The sequence below is a fragment of the Streptomyces sp. STR69 genome (genome assembly GCF_024519455.1).
Classification (GTDB): domain Bacteria; phylum Actinomycetota; class Actinomycetes; order Streptomycetales; family Streptomycetaceae; genus Streptomyces.
This window is the reverse complement of sequence record NZ_JALJRY010000059.1, coordinates 1-16,860: the sequence shown is the minus strand read 5'-3', so window position 1 is coordinate 16,860 and position 16,860 is coordinate 1. Positions and strand designations below refer to the sequence as shown.

At 73.4% G+C, this 16,860-nt stretch carries 18 protein-coding genes and 1 pseudogene; 5 read left to right on the top strand and 14 right to left on the bottom strand.

What is annotated here, in order from left to right; genetic code table 11:
- The 3 genes and pseudogenes from OC490_RS48420 to OC490_RS48410 form a co-directional block, all read right to left on the bottom strand.
- A pseudogene (locus tag OC490_RS48420) lies at positions 1-196 on the bottom strand (hypothetical protein); the annotation flags it as partial.
- A gap of 402 nt (positions 197-598) precedes the next feature.
- Positions 599-1,114 (bottom strand): DUF4701 domain-containing protein, encoded by a 516-nt coding sequence (locus OC490_RS48415; protein ID WP_262064449.1) that lies wholly within the window; start codon positions 1,112-1,114, stop codon positions 599-601.
- A gap of 123 nt (positions 1,115-1,237) precedes the next feature.
- Positions 1,238-1,438 (bottom strand): hypothetical protein, encoded by a 201-nt coding sequence (locus tag OC490_RS48410; RefSeq protein ID WP_262064448.1) that lies wholly within the window; start codon positions 1,436-1,438, stop codon positions 1,238-1,240.
- 196 nt (positions 1,439-1,634) lie between these two features.
- Here OC490_RS48410 and OC490_RS48405 point away from each other — a divergent pair, with 196 nt between their 5' ends.
- Both OC490_RS48405 and OC490_RS48400 read left to right on the top strand, forming a co-directional pair.
- Entirely contained in the window at positions 1,635-2,099 is a 465-nt protein-coding gene (locus OC490_RS48405; RefSeq protein ID WP_262064447.1) for a Crp/Fnr family transcriptional regulator, read from the top strand.
- Between the two features lie 35 nt (positions 2,100-2,134).
- Positions 2,135-2,794, top strand: coding sequence for a CBS domain-containing protein (locus OC490_RS48400; RefSeq protein ID WP_262064446.1), 660 nt, complete (start codon positions 2,135-2,137; stop codon positions 2,792-2,794).
- A 104-nt stretch (positions 2,795-2,898) separates the two neighbouring features.
- On the opposite strand, the gene OC490_RS48395 is transcribed toward OC490_RS48400, so the two are convergent.
- Complete coding sequence (locus tag OC490_RS48395; protein WP_262064445.1) at positions 2,899-3,477, bottom strand: hypothetical protein; 579 nt, start codon at positions 3,475-3,477, stop codon at positions 2,899-2,901.
- A gap of 225 nt (positions 3,478-3,702) precedes the next feature.
- On the opposite strand from OC490_RS48395, the gene OC490_RS48390 reads away from it, so the two are divergent.
- Entirely contained in the window at positions 3,703-4,404 is a 702-nt protein-coding gene (locus OC490_RS48390; protein ID WP_262064444.1) for a response regulator, read from the top strand.
- A gap of 132 nt (positions 4,405-4,536) precedes the next feature.
- Positions 4,537-5,541, top strand: coding sequence for an Acg family FMN-binding oxidoreductase (locus OC490_RS48385; RefSeq protein WP_262064443.1), 1,005 nt, complete (start codon positions 4,537-4,539; stop codon positions 5,539-5,541).
- A 118-nt stretch (positions 5,542-5,659) separates the two neighbouring features.
- Here OC490_RS48385 and OC490_RS48380 read toward each other — a convergent pair whose 3' ends face one another.
- The 10 genes from OC490_RS48380 to OC490_RS48335 all read right to left on the bottom strand — a co-directional run bounded on the left by OC490_RS48380 (position 5,660) and on the right by OC490_RS48335 (position 14,283).
- On the bottom strand, positions 5,660-6,487 hold the full coding sequence (locus OC490_RS48380; protein WP_262064442.1) for a universal stress protein: 828 nt from the start codon (positions 6,485-6,487) through the stop codon (positions 5,660-5,662).
- A 280-nt stretch (positions 6,488-6,767) separates the two neighbouring features.
- Positions 6,768-7,037, bottom strand: coding sequence for an SHOCT domain-containing protein (locus OC490_RS48375; RefSeq protein WP_262064441.1), 270 nt, complete (start codon positions 7,035-7,037; stop codon positions 6,768-6,770).
- Between the two features lie 15 nt (positions 7,038-7,052).
- Positions 7,053-7,952, bottom strand: coding sequence for a universal stress protein (locus OC490_RS48370; protein WP_262064440.1), 900 nt, complete (start codon positions 7,950-7,952; stop codon positions 7,053-7,055).
- A gap of 251 nt (positions 7,953-8,203) precedes the next feature.
- Positions 8,204-8,506 (bottom strand): ferredoxin, encoded by a 303-nt coding sequence (locus OC490_RS48365; RefSeq protein ID WP_262064439.1) that lies wholly within the window; start codon positions 8,504-8,506, stop codon positions 8,204-8,206.
- A complete protein-coding gene (locus OC490_RS48360) occupies positions 8,503-9,825 on the bottom strand; it encodes an NADH-ubiquinone oxidoreductase-F iron-sulfur binding region domain-containing protein (protein ID WP_262064438.1) in 1,323 nt (440 codons plus the stop codon). The genes OC490_RS48365 and OC490_RS48360 overlap by 4 nt, the downstream gene beginning before the upstream one ends.
- On the bottom strand, positions 9,822-10,610 hold the full coding sequence (locus OC490_RS48355; RefSeq protein ID WP_262064437.1) for a ferric reductase-like transmembrane domain-containing protein: 789 nt from the start codon (positions 10,608-10,610) through the stop codon (positions 9,822-9,824). The genes OC490_RS48360 and OC490_RS48355 overlap by 4 nt, the downstream gene beginning before the upstream one ends.
- Positions 10,607-11,785 carry an FAD:protein FMN transferase gene (locus OC490_RS48350; protein WP_262064436.1) on the bottom strand — a complete coding sequence of 393 codons (1,179 nt, stop codon included), beginning with the start codon at positions 11,783-11,785 and terminating at the stop codon, positions 10,607-10,609. The genes OC490_RS48355 and OC490_RS48350 overlap by 4 nt, the downstream gene beginning before the upstream one ends.
- Entirely contained in the window at positions 11,782-12,081 is a 300-nt protein-coding gene (locus tag OC490_RS48345) for a hypothetical protein (protein WP_262064435.1), read from the bottom strand. Before OC490_RS48345 ends, OC490_RS48350 begins: the two co-directional genes overlap by 4 nt.
- A 115-nt stretch (positions 12,082-12,196) precedes the next feature.
- A complete protein-coding gene (locus OC490_RS48340) occupies positions 12,197-13,600 on the bottom strand; it encodes a sensor histidine kinase (RefSeq protein WP_262064434.1) in 1,404 nt (467 codons plus the stop codon).
- Entirely contained in the window at positions 13,597-14,283 is a 687-nt protein-coding gene (locus OC490_RS48335; protein ID WP_262064433.1) for a response regulator transcription factor, read from the bottom strand. Before OC490_RS48335 ends, OC490_RS48340 begins: the two co-directional genes overlap by 4 nt.
- A gap of 254 nt (positions 14,284-14,537) precedes the next feature.
- On the opposite strand from OC490_RS48335, the gene OC490_RS48330 reads away from it, so the two are divergent.
- Entirely contained in the window at positions 14,538-16,787 is a 2,250-nt protein-coding gene (locus OC490_RS48330; protein WP_262064450.1) for a heavy metal translocating P-type ATPase, read from the top strand.
- The last annotated feature ends 73 nt before the right edge of the window (positions 16,788-16,860 follow it).

The window sequence follows — 16,860 nt, the reverse complement described above, 5'->3', positions numbered from 1 at the left end:
CGAACCCGAACGTCTTGTCCAGGAACGCCCACAAGAAGACGAACCCGGTCAGCAGACGCAGAGACGCGAAGGCGTAGCCACGCGCCGCAGTGGTCGCCGCGGTGGCCGTCGTGGCTCCGTCCGACGCCGAGCCGTTCCTGCGGAACGCGGGCAGGTGGAAGCCGGAAGTGCGGTGCGGACGCTCGTGCACGGCCATGATCGTGGTCCTTTCGAGGTGTCAGGTCGTTCGTTGCACCCCGTACTCTTGTACGCCGGGGCGTCGGCCGACTGATGCCGTTGGTCCGTGGCCGCCGGGCTGAACGACCCCTTCCACAGGGCCAGTTGGCCTCCACCCGGCCGCCTCCGAGGCGAGAAGAGCCACGGCATTGAAGGGCCCCGAAGCCACCGCCCTCTGGAGCGGGACGGTCCGGCGCGGCTCCGCCGAGTTCGCAGCATCAAGCGCGCGTCGGCGCACGGCGACTCCGACGGCCGTTGACTCAATGGCGGGTTACGCGGCGCCCAGAAGCAGGAGGGCGTTGCCGCCGAGGGGCGACGACGATGTGCGGGTGCGGGTGGGCGACCGACGGAACAGGGCTCCCCGGCGGCGGAGTACGTCTCCCTACGCCGAGTTCTGAGCCGAGGCCCCCGCGGGCATCCGCCTGGAGGTCCTCCACCGGTGGTAAACGGCCACAGGCACCTTGGCGAACAGGACGGCGAAGGCGAGCGGGATCAGCGGGGAGAGCGCGCGGCCCAGCCGGTTCCAGGCGCCCTGGTCCACCGGCACCCAGGATCCCCACGGCTCCTTGGCCACCTTCACGGGCACGCCGAAGACGGGCTCGGAGGAGAAGCCGGTCGCCGTGATCCGGCGTGTACGGCCGCCGGATGCCCGTGCCGGATCCACGAACCCCTTGCAATCGAGGTCGGGATGACCGCCGCCCCGGGATGTCGTGGCCGGCGCGGACGCCTCGCAGTCCGTGACCCGCATGGTCAGCTGCTGCCCGACCAGCCCCAGGCGCCCGACGGCCGAGAGGGCCATGTAGACGGCGACACCGAAGAGGGAAAGGGCGATCACAGCGCAGAGGACAGTCCCGAAGACCTGCTTCCGCCCCGTGCGCACCGTGGTCTGCCTGTTCACTGTCCGATCGTACGAACCCATGGCGGGGAGGCCGACGGCACCCCTGCTCCCGGTGGGCGACAGAGCGACAGGTCACCTAATTCCCTCGGTGACCTGTCGGGTCGGCTCGTCGTGCTCGGTGTGTCAGTGGTGGACGGGAGTCCCCCGGGTCGGCCGGTGTATGCGGACCACCGGTGTGGCCGTCGGCCGCCGCGGTGTCCGGTGGGCGCGCATCCGCAGCACCACCGCGTCGAGTGCGGCGCCGACCACGACGGTGGCCGCGGTCGCGATCACCAGCAGGACGGCGAACTGCCTCCAGAACTCCGGTGTCAAGGTCGTACCCACGGTGTCCACCTCCTCATGTCGGTCGAGTACCTCTCTCGGTTCCATCGAACCGCGGGCAGCCCGGTGGCACAGGGTGCCGTAGGGCTCTCCCGGGGCACCGGTCGGCCCGGTCGGCGGGCCGGGTGGCCCATGGTCCGTCGGGACACACGGGCGGACGCTGGAAGTGGTAGTTCCAGACGCTTTCCGGAGGTACGCCATGAACACTTCCCCGACCATGAGCATGCCGCGGGCGCTGCCCCCGGAGCACCGCGAACAGCTGATGAAGCTCGCTCGCGAGGTGTCGGTCCCGCAGGGCACCCGGCTCTTCGAGGAGGGCGCCCACGCCGACCGGTTCTGGATCATCCGCACCGGCACGATCGCCCTCGACATGCACGTGCCCGGCCGTCAGGCCGCCGTCATCGAATCGTTGGGTCACAACGAACTCGTCGGCTGGTCCTGGCTGTTCGGCCCGAACTCCTGGCACCTGGGCGCCGAGGCGACAACCCCGGTGCGGGCCTGGGAGTTCGACGCCACGGCCGTACGCAGGCTGTGCACGGAAGATCCCGCGTTCGGCGTGAACGTCTTCCAGTGGGTGGGCGACATCGTGGCCCACCGGCTCCGCTCGGCCCGCACCCGGCTGCTGGACCTGTACGCCCCCTACGGCAGCGGCGGCATGCGGTGACCGCGCCGAGGGACCGTGACGAGCGAGGAGTGACCATGCATGGATCACCGCACATCGTGAGCGACGTGATGACCCGTACCGTCGCCACCGTCGTTCGAGGGGCCGCCTTCAAGGACATCGTGCGCACGATGCAGGAACGGAAGGTCAGTGCCCTGCCCGTGCTCGACGCGGCGGACCGCGTGATCGGGATCGTCTCGGAGGCCGATCTGCTGCCCAAGGAGGAGTTCCGCGACGACGACCCCGACCGGCATACCCAGTTGCGCCGGTTGTCCGACCTCGCGAAGGCCGGTTCGGTGACGGCGGGCGAGCTGATGACGTCGCCCGCCCTGACCGTGGGCGCGGGCGCGACCCTCGCGCAGGCCGCTCGGACCATGGCTCGGGCCAGGGTGAAGCGGCTGCCCGTCGTCGATCACGCGGGCCGGCTGGAGGGCGTCGTCAGCCGGGCCGACCTGCTGAAGGTGTTCCTCCGGGACGACGAGGAGATCGCGGAGGAGATACGGCGCGAGGTGGTCGCGTACCTGTTCCCCGGCCCGGCGTCGATGGTACGGGTCGAGGTCCGGGACGGTGTCGTACGGCTCGGCGGCCGGGTGCGGGACACGTCCCTGGTTCCCGTGGCAGCGCGGCTGGTGCGAGCCGTCGAGGGGGTCGTGGACGTGGAGTTCGGACTCGACGGGCCCGACGACCGCTCGGCGTAGCGAGAGCGCCGGAAGGGCCATGAGCACGTAAGCCGTTGCCCCGTCGGCCACCGACCACCGACCACCGACCACCGACCACCGACCACCGACGAGGCAACGGCGTCTCAGCCGGTCCTGCGCCCCCAGCGCTCCCCGGTCCGCTCCCACTCCTCGCCCCACCGCTCGGTGGCCCGTCGCTCCACCCGCAGCCGGATCAGCCGTCCGCCCGCGAGTACGAACAGCCCACCGGCCAGTCCGGCCCCTGCTCCGGCCAGCACCACGCGTGCCGTCTCCACCGCCGGGCTCGCGGGCTCGTCGACCAGGTGGCCGTGCCCGTCCGTCCACACCGGTACCGAGCCGCCGACGGGGGTTCCGGCCTTCACGTCCGCCGTGGCGGTACGGACGGTGCCCTGCGCGTCGGTCCAGCGCACGTTCGCCCGCACGCGGTTATAGGTGGCCGGGGCGCGTCCACCACGCGGCACGGTGCCGAGCAGTACGGCCGTGGCCGGCCCATGCTCCGCTCCGCTCCTCGCCTGCGCGGTCTCGACGGCCTGGGCGCCCGCCACCCCTGCGACGGCGCCCCCGGCTGTCGCGAACGCCCAGGCGGCCAGGACGATCCACGCCTCGACCGCGTCGCTGTGCCTGCGCAGTTCGTTGCGCCGCCAGCGCCACCCCAGGACCTTCACGCGCTTGGTCTTCCGCATCGGTCACACCCCCTCACGGGCCTTGTGGAGACGAGAACAACAGGAAGGTCTCACCGGGCGCTCGCCGCCGGGAGGGGCCGCCGGACCGTCGTATGTGGGCCGGTCGGGACAGGTCGAAAGGGCCGGTTGGGCCGGTCGGCCCTAGTGCTGCCGGGCCGGGCGGGTGATGATCGAGGTCACGGACGACCCGCAGTCCGTTCATACTCCGGGGAACGAGGCGTCGAGATGGCCGAGGCACACACCTTTACCGCGCAGGACCCGATCCGCGTCTTCCTGCTGGACGACCACGAGGTCGTCCGTCGCGGTCTGTCCGACCTCCTGGACGCCGAGGAGGACATCTCGGTGGTCGGCGACGCCGAGAACGTCGAGCACGCCCTCGTACGAGCCCCCGCGGTGCGCCCGCACGTCGCCGTCCTCGACGTACGCCTCCCCGACGGCGACGGCATCACCGTCTGCCGCGAACTCCGCGACCAGATGCCGGAGTTGGCGGTACTGATGCTCACCTCGTTCGACGACGAGGACGCTCTGCTCGACGCCATCATGGCCGGGGCGTCCGGCTACGTCCTCAAGCAGATCAAGGGCTCCGACCTGGTCTCGGCGGTACGCACCGTCGCCTCCGGCCAGTCGATGCTCGACCCCGCGACGACGGCCCGCCTGATGCGCTCGCTGCGGGCCGAACCCGTCCAAACCCCGGAGATGGCACCGGAGTTGGCGAGTCTGTCGCCGCGCGAGCGGGAGATCCTGGCGCTGATCGGGGACGGACTCACCAACCGCGAGATCGGCAAACGGCTGTATCTGTCGGAGAAGACGGTCAAGAACCACATCTCCCGGCTGCTCGCCAAACTGGGCGTCCAGCGCCGGGTACAGGCCGCGGTCCTCGCCTCGCACCTGGAACAGCCGGCGTCCGGCGACCGTTCCGGGGCCTGAGCCGCGCGCCGGGCCGTCCGGCCCGACCTGAGGCCGTACGGCCCCTCCCTCCGGCCCTCCCCACGCCAGCACGCTGGACAGGAACAGCGAACAGCCCTGCCGCCTTCGGGCGCCGGGCGGGGAGGAGACCCCATGTCCAGCACGGTTCTCGACGTCCCGACCCTGGAAACGCTGATCGCGGCGTCCGTCGCCGCGCCCTCGATCCACAACACCCAGCCCTGGCGCTTCCGGCTCGACCCGCACACGGTCACGCTGGAGATCCGGGCCGTCGCGGAACGCGGCCTGCGCCACACCGACCCATCGGGACGCGCCCTGCACCTCTCGGTCGGCTGCGCACTGTTCAACCTGCGCGTCGCGGTCGCCCACTGCGGCTGGGAACCCGTGACCCGACGGCTCCCCCGGCCCGCCGAACCGGACCTGCTCGCCACCGTACGACTCGCCGGAACCACCCGGTTCTCGGCGGCGCCCGATCTGTACGAGGCGGTGTGGCGCCGGCACAGCAGCCGCTTCCCGTTCTCCGACCGGCCGGTGCCCAGCTCCGTACTGACCGAACTGACCGAGGCCGCCCACGCGGAAGGCGCCGTGCTGGCCCTCCCCGGACCCGCGGAGACCGACCGGCTGCTGCGGCTGACCCGGGAGGCCGAGCAGCGCAACATCGCGGACACCGGCCGGGCCGTGGAGAGCCGCCGCTGGGTCCACCCTCCCGACGCCGCCTCGCTCGGCATGCCACCGGAGGTGATCGGCCCGCAGGACTTCCGGGAGCGGATACCCGTCCGGGACTTCGGCGCCCACCGACACCCGACGGCACTCGCCGCCCGCCCCTTCGAGAAACGACCCTCCGTCGCCGTACTGTCCACGCTCCACGACCGCCGCACGGACTGGCTGCGCGCCGGAGAGGCGCTCGAACGTGTCCTGCTGGTGGCGACCGCCCACGGTGTGCGGGCATCGCTCCTCCACCAGGCACTGGAATGGCCCGACCTGCGCGAGCAACTCGCGGACGGCGAACGGCAGCACACACAAATGGTGCTCCGCCTCGGATACGGCAGGCAGGGGCCCGCCTCGCCGCGCCGGTCGGTCGGTCAGTCGTTGGAGCAGGGCTCACAGCCGACCGCCGTGCAGGGTGCGACCGCGCGTTGAACGACCGTCGTCCGAGGCCACGGCCCTGGATCGGGTCGTCCGTCACACGTGCGAGTGGCCGGTGGAACACCGTCTGGTGCTCCACCGGCCACTCTCTTTTTCGGCCGTCCTTCGGGGACTAGCAGCGGACCAGGGCGACGGGGCAGTCGGCCTCGCGCAGGGCGGTCCGACCGACCGGGTCCAGCAGGCCGCCTCCGAACCGGGACCAGCTACGCACGCCGACCACGAGGAGCTGGCTGTCGCCGCTGGCCTCGACGAGGGCTCGGCGGGATCGGCCCTGGGGGCGACGGCAGCGCAAGGTGACGTCCGGATACCGCTTGCGCAGTTCGGACAGGGTCTCGGCGAGCGCGAGGTCCTCGCCGTCGTCCGTCACGGCGGTTGTGGACCCGCTCTGCGGCCGTGTGGCGACGACGTGCCGCAGATGCACGGCCACCAGGTCGGCTCCCCGCAACGAGGCCTCGGCGAAGGCGAATTCGGCGGCTCCCCGCAGTGTCGACGTGCCGTGGACGGCGAGCAGCACGGGGCCGGCCGGGTCCGGCCTGCCGCGCACCACCAGCAGCGGACCCGACGCGCGTGCGGACAGACACCCGGCGAGCGAGTCGTCGCGCAGGGTGCCGTGCCCACGTGTGCCGTTGCTTCCGACGACGGTCAGGGACGCGTGGTGCGACTCTGCCGCCAGCAGGTTCCCGGGTTCTCCGGCAAGAACTTCGCGCGAGACACGTACGCCCGGAGCGGCGCTGAGCGCACGTCGCTCGGCCTCGGCCAGCGCGCCGGTCCCGGCCACGTCCCACGAGGCAACTCCCGATCGTGCGCCTCCGGACGGCCAACCGATGACCTGCATCAACTCCAGGCCGACTCCGCGCCGTTCGGCCTGCCGCGCGGCGACTTCCACCACCGCCAGACCCGACCGCGAACCATCCACTCCCACGACCACCGGTCCACTCATCGCAGTCCACCCCTCTCCAGGCACCCTCCCTGGACGGAAGAGGCGCTCCACTGGACTCCAGACTCGTGCCGCCCCCGGCGCTCCCACAGGGGCCGGACGGACCCATCGACACACCAACTGGCCCCCGACTGCGGACCGGTTGGGCCCGACGAGTCCCCGGGTGATCGGGGCCCTCGGTGGACAGCCCGCGCCGCCGTCGCCGGGACAGACCGGAACGGGAAAGCAAACGGGGTGGGACGACGGACGGGCCTCTCCCGCCGATCGTCGCCCACCTCGGACCTCAGTGTTCGGTGAGCCTGGAACCGTCCGTACGCAGGACGGCCAGGCGGTTGCGGTAGTCCTCCTCGTCGATCTCCCCGCGGGCGAACCGGTCGGCGAGTACCTGCTCGGGCGAGGGCGCGGCGAGGGTGTTCGGACGCCGGGATGTGTGGGTCAGGTTGCGGATGAGCAGGACGGCGAAGGTCAGGAGCACGGCCCACAGCAGGACCGAGCCGATCGACATCGCGAACCAGTCCCATCCGCTCATGTCGTGGTGGTTCCAGTACGTCATCACGGTGGTCGCTCCTCAGACGTGCGAGACCACGGCGACCGGGCAGTCGACGTGTTGGACGGCGGCGTGGGTCACGGGGCCGGTACGGCGGCCGAGAGGCCGCTCGGCAATGCGGTGGCCGACAACGAGCAGACACGCTCCGGAGGCGGCCCGGATCAGCGCGGTCTGGGGCCGCTCCTTGGTCACCGTCGCAACGACCTCGATGTCCGGGTACTTGTCGCGCCACAGCCGCAGCGCGCCGTTCAGGAGGTTCTGCCACTCCTCGGCCCGGTGCGGGTCGTTGAGCAGGTCGACCTCACCGGGACCGAGCCCCAGGACCGGCGTCTGCCAGGCGTGGACGGCATGGAGCCGCGCGCCGCGCAGCCGGGCCGCCTCGAAGGCGAACTCGATCTCGGCGTCGCCGGGTGCATCCAGGTCGACGGCCAGCACCACGTCCCGGTACCCGGTCCGCCGGCCCACCCTGTTGTCGTCGGTCGGCAGAAGCTCGTCAGCAGCCGTCTCGCCGCCCCGGACGAGAACCACGGGGCGCGTGGCACGGGCCACCACACCCTGCGCGACCGAACCCACCAGGAACCCGGTGAACCCGCTCAGGCCGCGCGAGCCCAGCACCAACAGCTCGGACTCCTCGGCCACCTTCAGCAGCTCCGCGACCGCGGGGCCCTCCACCAGCTCGTTGACCAGGCGCGCATCCGGGCACACCGCCAGGACCCGATCCTGCGCCTGCCGGAGAGAACTTCGCGCCAGATGCCGTCGGACCGCGCTCTCGGACTCTTCCTCCGCCGGGTGCGAAGGCCGGTCCCAGGCGTGCACGAGCCGCAACGGCAGGCCGCGGCGCAGCGCTTCCCGGGCCGCCCATTCGGCGGCGGCCAGGCTCTCGGCAGATCCGTCCACTCCGGCCATGACGGACGCAAGCATGATCCGCACCTCCCCTTGCTCGGTGTGTTCCTCGCTGCCACCGTCGTCCCTCAACTGCCCTTGCGGGAGGGGTCACCGGGGCCGCGCACGGGGCCATTCGGCCCCATCCCCCTGTTGCCGACGGTCAGTTGGCGAGTCCGAGCCGACGCGAGTCGCCCGGCTGGACGCGGATCGCCCGATCAGGCAGTCAGGCAGTCAGGCAGTCGCACATCGATCGCGGACCGGTCCGACGACGGCACGGCGATCGACGGTCATCCCGGCTGTCCGTGGGACACCGCTCGGCGTGGTGCGGCTGTGCCGCGGGTCGGGAGTTGGTCGGGCGCAGGAGTGGGCACGCGGTTCAGACGGAGTGCCATCACCGGGCAGGCGGCCACCGCGCGTCGGGCGTGAGGGAGCAGATCGGGCGGGACTGTGGGGCGGCGAAGCACGGGGTAGCCCCATTCGTCCAGGCCGACCAGTTCGGGCAGCAGTTCGGCGCAGAGGCCGTGTCCGTCGCAGGCGGCGAAATCGACGGCCAGGACGTGGGCCTGGGCTTCGGCTTGGGCGCGGGTCATCGCCATTCCTCCTCCTCGGGGGGCCGGGCTGCGGGCACGGGCAGGACGAGGGGGGCGTACGCGGCGCGGCACGGCCCTGCGTGTACGTGCCGGTGGACGTCGTCGGCGAAGACCCGCAGCGCCGAGGCGGCCAGCCGTGCTCCGCCGTCGGGATGGCTGCACGCGCCGCGCCCCGGGAGCAGCCCGAGGCGGTGGTGGAGCCGGTCGATCCGCCGGGCGTCGGCGGTGCCCCGGGCGAGCGCGGCGAAGTCCTCGGCAACGGCCGGCAGTCCGAACCGGCACGGCCCGCACTGCCGGGCGCTCTGCGCCGCGAGGTACTCCAGCGCGGCTGCCGTCTCGGCGAGGCCGCAGGTGCCTTCGGGCAGCGCCACCAGGACACCCGCACCCCTTTCCGGGGCCGTGGTGCTCAGCGGCACCGGCAGCCAGCTGCCGAAGAAGCCGCCCGCGAGCACGGCGCCGAGCCGCCCCAGCGGGCCACCGGCCCGGCTCAGCGCGGTGGGCACCGGACTGCCCGCCGGGATCTCGTAGACCCCCGGGTGAGCGACGGCGCCCGAGACCGTGACCAATGTGGTGCCCGGTGCCCGGGGGCTGCCGCTCTCGCGGAACCAGGCGGAGCCGTAGCGGGCGATCAGCGCGAGGTGGGCCAGGGTCTCCACGTTGCCGATCAGGGTGGGGCGTTTGCCGACGCCCTTCTCGAAAGGGCGTGGTGGGGTGGCGAGGGGGCGGGCGTCGCCGCCGTTCAGCCAGCTCACCAGGGATGTCTCCTCGCTGGAGACGAAGTGGTGGGGCAGCGTGTGTACCTTGACCGGTACGGGGTCGAGCCGGGCGCGGCGCCGCTCGGCGACCGCCGCGGTGAGCTGGTCCGCCTGCGTCGCCCGGGTGCGGGGCACGCACAGGTGCACCACGTTCGCGCCGACCGCGACAGCCGCCAGCACCGCGCCGTCCAGGACGAGATGCGGGGCGAGGGAGAGCAGCACCTCGTCCTTGTGGCTGGCCGGTTCGCTCTCCATGCCGTTGGCGACGACCACGGCGGGCCCCTTCCCCCCGGCCACGGAGCGGAGCTTGCGGCCGGTGGGGAAGCCCCCGCCGCCCCGGCCGGTGAGCCCGGCCTCCTCCACGGCGCGTACCAGCGGCATGGCGGCCCCGCGGCTGCGTGCCGAGGACAACGGGACCGGGCCGTAGCGGCCGAGGTGTTCCGTCAGGTCGGCGGTCCGGCCGGTGTCGTACCAGCCGTGGAGGAGGCGTTCGCCGTAGGGGCCGCAGGGGGCCGCCGCATGGTCTCCGGCGAGTACGGTCCCGGTCCCGGTGTCGGAGTTCATTCGGCGTCGTCTCCCTCGTGTTCGGCTTCCTGGTCGTGCTGTTGCTGCTGTGGGGTCGACGACTGATGGGGGATCACCGGGGCGGTGGACGGCGCCGGGGCCTGTGCCGTGCCGCCCGCGCGGTGTGCCCAGCCGGGCCGCAACGGCCCGCCGGCCAGGAACGCGACCAGCGCCACGGGCACCAGCACCAGGGCCGCCGTCGCCCACCGGCGCACCCGGACCGCTTGCGCTCCGGCCCGGACCAGCCGCCACCACACGGCGGCCACGACGGTCAGCAGACAGCCCGCGTACAGCACCAGTTGCGGACCCAGACGGGTGTCCGTGCCGGTGCCGGCCGCGTGGAACAGCGCCACCGGCCAGGACGCGTACGCCAGCCAGTGCACCGCCTTCCACAGGCGCAGGCCCAGGCGTCCGCGGACCGCGCTGGTCACCGCGACCGCCAGGAGCAGATCCAGGGCCACCGCCCCCAGGCCCACCCACAGCGGACGGTACGAGGCCACGAAGGGCACGAAGGCCGTCGGCCAGGTGAGGTGTGCGTAGCTGTCGGCGATGGCGGTGACAATGTGCATCCCCAGGAAGGCCAGGGTGAGCAGCGACAGGTTGCGGTGCAGCGCGGACACCTCGAACCGGCCCAGGCGGACCGGCGCGTACCGTCCCGCCGTCGCGATGCCGAGCGCGACCGTCGCGGTCAGCAGGACCAGCGAGACGGTGCCGCCGGCCCTGGTGGCGTACCAGAGCGGGCTGGGGCCGGAGGTTCCCGCGGCGAGCAGGACGGCGCCGTTCATCGGTCGCCCCCGTCGGCGGGCCAGGCTCCCAGGCACAGCACGCTTCCGTCGGTGCGGACCAGCCGGGCCGGCAGGCCGGTGCCGCGCAGCCAGTCGGGGGCGCGTTCGCCGAGGACCAGGGCGGCGGTGGTCGCGGTGTTGGCGTCCACGCAGCTGCCCGCGGCGACACTGACGGTGCGCCAGACGGGCGGCGGGACGTCGCCGGTGGCCGGGTCGACGATGTGGTGGAGGGTCCGGCCGCCGCGCCGCCAGGTCCGTACGGTCGTACCGGACGTGGCGAGACCGCCGTCGCGGATCGAGACGACCGGGTGCCGGAGGGCGGCGTTCGGGGCGGTGTGGTTGTCAGTGATCGTGGGCTGCGGGCCGGTGTGCAGGACCGTGTGGCGATCGGCGGTCGCGGCTTGCGGACCGGCGTTCGGGGCTGTGGGGTCGTCGGTGATCCCGGCCTGCCCGCTGCCTTCCCGGGCCGCGTGGCCGTCCGCGATCCCGGTCCGCCAACCGCCCTCCGGACCCGCATGGTTATCGGCGATGGCCACCCGCCAGCCGCCGTACGGTGGTTCGCCCGCCGCCGACAGGTCGCCGCCGAGGTTGACCAGGACTCCACAGCCCACCGCCGCGGCGGCCCGGCGGGCCGCCCGGTCGGCGGCGAGGGCCTTGGCCGTGGCACCGAGGTCGAGCGTCGTACCGGCGGGAAGCCGCAGCAGCCGCAGGGCCGGGTCCCAGCGGACCGACCGCCAGCCGGCGGCGGGCCGTGGCGCGGTCGCCGGCTCGGTGTTCGCGGGCCGCCGCGCGGCCACCTGGGCGAAGGTGCGGTCGTAGCCGAGTGCTACGACCGCCGGGCCCACCGTGGGATCCACGGCTCCGTCGGTGAGTTCGGCGGCGCGCAGGGCCACCTCCACGGCCTCGGCGAGCAGGGCGCTCACCGGTACGGGCCCGTTGCCCGCGGCGGTGTTGGCGCGGGACAGCTCGGAGTCGGGCCGGAACCGGCTGCACGCCGCGTCGATGGCGGCCAGCTCGGCCCGCAGGATCAGCAGCGCGTCGTCGGCGCGGGCCGGGTCCGCGGTGAGCAGCACGGCTGTGGTGCCCAGCGCGGAGAAGACCGCGGTGGCGGGCTCGGGGTATGCCGAGCGTGTGGCAGCGGTGCGGGCGGTCGCGGCCGGCAGTGCGGTGTTCACGACGCACCCGACTGGGTCTGCGGTGCCTGCGAGGTCGGCGCGGGCGCCTGCCCGGCGGGCTGGAGGCCACCGCTCGTGCCCGTACTGGTGCCGCTGCCGTGCCGGGCGGATCCGGTCGGCAGGGCGATGCCGGGGAGCGCGTGCGCGTACCCGGCGCCCAGTACCGCGGTACCTGCGACGGCCGCGACCGCCACCCAACGGGTCGTGGCGCCCACCCGGCGCAGTCCTCGTTCGCGGCGCCGGACGGCATCGCGCACGGATCGGTCGGCGGCTGCGGGCTGCTCGGGAAGAGGCATGGATGAACTCCTCGTTAGGAGGCCGGTTTGTCCCACCACCCAGGCTGCCCGGTGGCCCGTCGGGAACCGGTTCAGGAGTTCTTCAGAAGCGGTTAAGATCTCGCCCGAGCAGCGGTCAGGACCCCGCCCGCCGACCGCGCGCGGGCCCCAGCGACGGCGGCGCGGGAAGTTCCAGTACCACCGTCAGCCCCCCTCCGGCCGAGTCCTGAAGCCGCACGGTGCCGCCGTTGGCGGTGACCAGCCGGTGCACGATGGCCAGCCCCAGGCCGCTGCCGGACGCCTCCGGATTGCCGAACCTCCGGAAAGCCGCCTCGCGTGCCGCCGTGCTCATCCCGGGACCGTCGTCCACCACCCGCAGCAGCACCCCTTCGCGCGTCGCCTTCCCCTCGACGCGTACGGCCGCGCCCTCACCCACCGCGTCCAGGGCGTTGGCGACCAGGTTGTCGATCACCTGCTCCAGATCCCCCTCACCCAGGTACGCCGTGAGCCCGGCGCCGCAACGGCCGACGAGCGAGACCCGACGCTCGCGCGCCACCGGCTCCCAGGCGGTGACCCGCTCGTCCACCACCTGGTCGACCCGGACCGGAACCGGCCTGGGTACCGCGGTCTCCGCGCGGGCCACCGCGAGCAGTCCGTCCACCAGCCGGGACAGCCGGGCGATCTCCTCCTGCGCACCGGCGAACTCCGCCGCAGTGGCCTCGTCGGCGCCCGCCGCCAGCAGGTCGAGCCGCAGCCGCAGCGCGGTCAACGGTGTCCGCAGCTGGTGCGAGACGTCGGCGACGACCGCCCGGTGCCCGTGGATCAGGGCCTCCATCCGTGCCGCCATGGTGTTGAACGTGGAGGCGAGCCTGCGTACCTCCTGCGGACCGTGCCCGCCCGGCGCCCGTACGTCGAGCGTGCCCTCGCCCAGCCGCAACGCGGCGGCGTCCACGGCCCGCAGCGGACGCCCGACCCACCGGGCCAGCGCCACCGACAACAGCACGCCCGCCACCAGACCACCGGCGCCGATCAGCGCCAGCCGTCCCCACATCGCGCTGATCCGGTCGTTCGTGCCCTCCGCCGACCGGGACAGTACGGCCACCCCGACCGGACGCGTGGTGTCGCCGATCGGCACGGCGACGACCAGCCGGTCGTCCCGCTCACGGGTGGCCGTCTCCGGGTGGGCGAGCACCTGGTGCGCCAGGTCGCCCCAGCTGTCGGCGGCCTCGTCCTCCGTGTCGTCGTCGCCTGGCCACCCGGGGCACTCGGTGGCCGCCACGACCTGTCCCGCCGCGTCGAAGACGGCGGCGCAGTCCCCGGCCCGCTCGGCCTGCTCCAGGAGCTGTCGCATGGAGGCGGCGGAACGGTGGTCCGACAGGTGTTCCTCGGCCGCCGCCGCGATCGTCCGGTCCACCGCCTCGGTCGTGTCCCGGAAAGAGGTGCGCTCACGCTGTGCCAGGGACAGTCCCAGCGGCACCACCGCCAGGACCAGCAGCATGACGATCAGCGCGATGAAGGCCAGTGCGATACGCCGGGTCATCGCGCACCGGCGTCAGGGTCCTGGCCGGGATCGGGTGCGCCGAGGCGGAAGCCCCGGCCGTACACGGTCTCCACCAGTCCGGGTACGCCGAGCTTGCGGCGCAGCGCCGCGATGTGCACGTCCAGCACCTTGGTGGGGCCGTACCAGTGCGCGTCCCAGGCGCGCTCCAGGACCTCCTGTCGGGTGACCACCCGTCCCGGGTCTGCGGCCAGGCACTCCAGGATGTCGAACTCCTTTGGTGTGAGGGCGACTTCGCGGCCGTCGACGGTCACTTTGCGGGTCCGCAGGTCCACCGCGAGGGGGCCGTGCCGCAGCAACTCGGAGTCGGAGGGCTGGACGCGGCGCAGTACGGCCCGGATCCGCGCCAGCAGTTCCGCCAGGCCGAACGGTTTGACGAGGTAGTCGTCGGCGCCCTCGTCCAGGGCCGCGACCCGGTCTGCTTCCTCCCCGCGCGCCGTCACCACGATGATCGCCGCCCGGGAACGGCTCCGCAGCCGGCGGCAGACCTCGACCCCGTCCAGGTCGGGCAGCCCCAGATCCAGCAGCACCACATCGGGCTCCGGGTCCGCGGCCAGCGCTTCCCGCCCGGTGTCGACGCTGCGCGCCCGGTACCCGGCCCGCTCCAGCCCCAGCACCAGGGAGGCAGCGATCCCCGGGTCGTCCTCGACCACCAGCACACGCACGCCGACATCCTACGATTCCGCCGCCCCTGCCCGGATCGGCCGACCGGCCCGTCGTTGTGGACCGTTCGGCCCTGCCGTCCGTCGCCGGGTGCGCGGTTGCATGGACACCCGGGGACGCTGCCGCACCCGGTGGCGGGCGCGCCCGGAGAAACCGGAGGGCCACTGCCGTGTCACAGCTGGGAGCCACCGGAGACGACGGGCAGGGGCGGCAGGCCCGGAGTGCCCGTGGACTGCTCGAACCGGCCCTGCTGGCCATGACGGCGACCGCCCTGCTGAGCGGCGGAATCGCCTGGGCGGCCGGGAGCCGGGGCGTCGCCGACGCCTGCTGGGCGGCCGGCACGGTGCTGGCCGTCGTTCCCGCCGTGGCCTGGGTCCTGGCCGCGGTGCGGAAGGGACGGGCCGGCGTCGACCTGATCGCGGTACTGGCGCTGGCCGGGACCCTCGCCGTGGGCGAGTACCTGGCGGGTGCGCTGATCGCGTTGATGCTGGCGACCGGCCGGGCGCTGGACGCCGCGGCCGAGCGCCGGGCCTCGCACGACCTGCGGGCCCTGCTGGAGCACGCCCCCCGCTCGGCCCGCCGCCGGACCGGCGGGGACGTGGCCGTGGTCCCGCTCGCCGAGGTTGTTGTCGGCGACGTGCTCGTGGTCGGTCCGGGAGACGTGGTCCCCGTCGACGGCAGTGTCCTGGCCGGCACGGCGGAACTCGACGAGTCCGTGCTGACCGGCGAGTCCGCCCAGGTCGAGCGCGGCACCGGCGAGCCCGTACGCAGCGGTGTGGTCAACGCGGGCGGTGTCTTCGAACTCCTGGCGACTGCCACCGCGCAGGACAGCACGTACGCGGAGATCGTACGGCTGGCCCAGCACGCGGGCGCGGAACGGGCACCGACCGTGCGGTTGGCGGAGCGCTACGCGGCCTGGTTCCTGCCGCTGTCGCTGGGGCTGGCCGCTCTCGCCTGGCTGCTGAGCGGGTCCGCCGTCCGCGCGGTCGCCGTCCTCGTCGTGGCGACCCCCTGCCCACTCCTGCTCGCCGCACCGGTCGCCGTCGTCTCCGGACTGTCGCGGGCGGCCCGCCGCGGTGTCATCGTCCGGGACGGCGGGGCGCTGGAGCGCCTGGGCCGGGCCCGCACCCTGGTGATCGACAAGACCGGCACCCTGACCGTCGGCCGACCGCACGTCCTGGCGGTCGCCGCCGCCCCGGGGCAGTCCCCGTCCGAGGTGCTGCGCCTGGCCGCCTCACTCGACCAGGTCTCCGCGCATGTGCTGGCCGAGGCGATCGTCCGCGAAGCACGAGCGCGTGGCCTCGCACTGTCCATGCCCGTCGACGCCACGGAGGAACCAGGGCGCGGACCCGCGGGCACGGTGGACGGCCTCCGTGTCGGCGTCGGCAAGTCCGATGTCCCTCAGGAGGCCCTCCCCGACTGGGCCCATGCAGTGGACAACCGGGCCGTTCTCGACGGGGCCGCCATCGCCTGGCTCACCGTCGACGACGCCCTCGCCGGTGCCGTCCTGCTCCAGGACCCGCTGCGCCACGACGCCCCGCGCACGGTCCGCCGACTGCGGTCGGCGGGGCTGACCCGACTGCTCATGCTCACCGGTGACCGTGCCGAACCCGCCCGTGAAGTGGGCGCCGTCCTGGGCCTCGACGACGTCCGGGCCGGTCAGCTCCCCGCCGACAAGGTCGCGGCCGTACAGGAGGAACGCGCACGGGCCGTCACCGTCATGGTCGGCGACGGCGTCAACGACGCGCCCGCCCTGGCCGCCGCCGACATCGGCGTGGCCATGGGCGCCCGCGGCTCCACCGCGACCTCCGAAGCCGCCGACATCGTCCTCACGACCGACCGGGTCGACCGCCTCGCCGACGCCATGGAGATCGCCGTACGGGCCCGTCGTATCGCGGTACAGAGCGCCGCGGGCGGCATGGCGATGTCACTGCTCGCCATGATCGCGGCCCTCCTCGGCTGGCTGCCGCCCGCCGTCGGCGCCCTTCTCCAGGAAGGCATCGACGTCGCCGTCATCCTCAACGCCCTGCGCGCACTGCTGCCGGCCCGTGGCGCCGCTACCGCGCTCGAACCGGACGCCGAGGTCCTCATCCACCGCTTCGCGGCCGAACACGACGACCTCCGGGACGCCCTCGACGCCATCCGCGAAGCCGCCGGCCTGCTCTCCGCGCAGGACGCTCCGGGATCACTGGCCGCCCTGCGCCACGTCGACCAGTTGCTCACCACCCGGCTGCTCCCCCACGAATACGCGGAGGAACACCAGCTCTACCCCGCGCTGAACAGACAACTCGGCGGACCGGAAACCACCGAGACCATGAGCCGGGCCCACGCCGAGATCGCCCGCCTCTCCCGCCGCATCACCACCCACCTCCACATGGCCGACGAAGCGGGCGCCCTGAAGCCGGAACAACTCGACGACCTGCGCGCCTGCCTCTACGGACTCCACTCCGTCCTCCGCCTGCACTTCAGCCAGGAGGAGGAGAGCTACTTCTCACTCGCTCCCTGAGCCGACCCGTCCGTGGGAGCCATGGGGCCAGTGATCCTGATGAGACTCATCCGTCCCCCGCATGCCCTTCAGA

What these genes read in the sequence shown, in the direction of transcription:
- OC490_RS48405 (WP_262064447.1), top strand. Translation starts at nt 1,635, where the DNA reads ATGAACACTTCCCCGACCATGAGCATGCCGCGGGCGCTGCCCCCGGAG.
- OC490_RS48400 (WP_262064446.1), top strand. Translation starts at nt 2,135, where the DNA reads ATGCATGGATCACCGCACATCGTGAGCGACGTGATGACCCGTACCGTC.
- OC490_RS48395 (WP_262064445.1), bottom strand. Translation starts at nt 3,477, where the DNA reads ATGCGGAAGACCAAGCGCGTGAAGGTCCTGGGGTGGCGCTGGCGGCGC.
- OC490_RS48390 (WP_262064444.1), top strand. Translation starts at nt 3,703, where the DNA reads ATGGCCGAGGCACACACCTTTACCGCGCAGGACCCGATCCGCGTCTTC.
- OC490_RS48385 (WP_262064443.1), top strand. Translation starts at nt 4,537, where the DNA reads ATGTCCAGCACGGTTCTCGACGTCCCGACCCTGGAAACGCTGATCGCG.
- OC490_RS48380 (WP_262064442.1), bottom strand. Translation starts at nt 6,487, where the DNA reads ATGAGTGGACCGGTGGTCGTGGGAGTGGATGGTTCGCGGTCGGGTCTG.
- OC490_RS48375 (WP_262064441.1), bottom strand. Translation starts at nt 7,037, where the DNA reads ATGACGTACTGGAACCACCACGACATGAGCGGATGGGACTGGTTCGCG.
- OC490_RS48370 (WP_262064440.1), bottom strand. Translation starts at nt 7,952, where the DNA reads ATGCTTGCGTCCGTCATGGCCGGAGTGGACGGATCTGCCGAGAGCCTG.
- OC490_RS48365 (WP_262064439.1), bottom strand. Translation starts at nt 8,506, where the DNA reads ATGACCCGCGCCCAAGCCGAAGCCCAGGCCCACGTCCTGGCCGTCGAT.
- OC490_RS48360 (WP_262064438.1), bottom strand. Translation starts at nt 9,825, where the DNA reads ATGAACTCCGACACCGGGACCGGGACCGTACTCGCCGGAGACCATGCG.
- OC490_RS48355 (WP_262064437.1), bottom strand. Translation starts at nt 10,610, where the DNA reads ATGAACGGCGCCGTCCTGCTCGCCGCGGGAACCTCCGGCCCCAGCCCG.
- OC490_RS48345 (WP_262064435.1), bottom strand. Translation starts at nt 12,081, where the DNA reads ATGCCTCTTCCCGAGCAGCCCGCAGCCGCCGACCGATCCGTGCGCGAT.
- OC490_RS48340 (WP_262064434.1), bottom strand. Translation starts at nt 13,600, where the DNA reads ATGACCCGGCGTATCGCACTGGCCTTCATCGCGCTGATCGTCATGCTG.
- OC490_RS48330 (WP_262064450.1), top strand. Translation starts at nt 14,538, where the DNA reads ATGACGGCGACCGCCCTGCTGAGCGGCGGAATCGCCTGGGCGGCCGGG.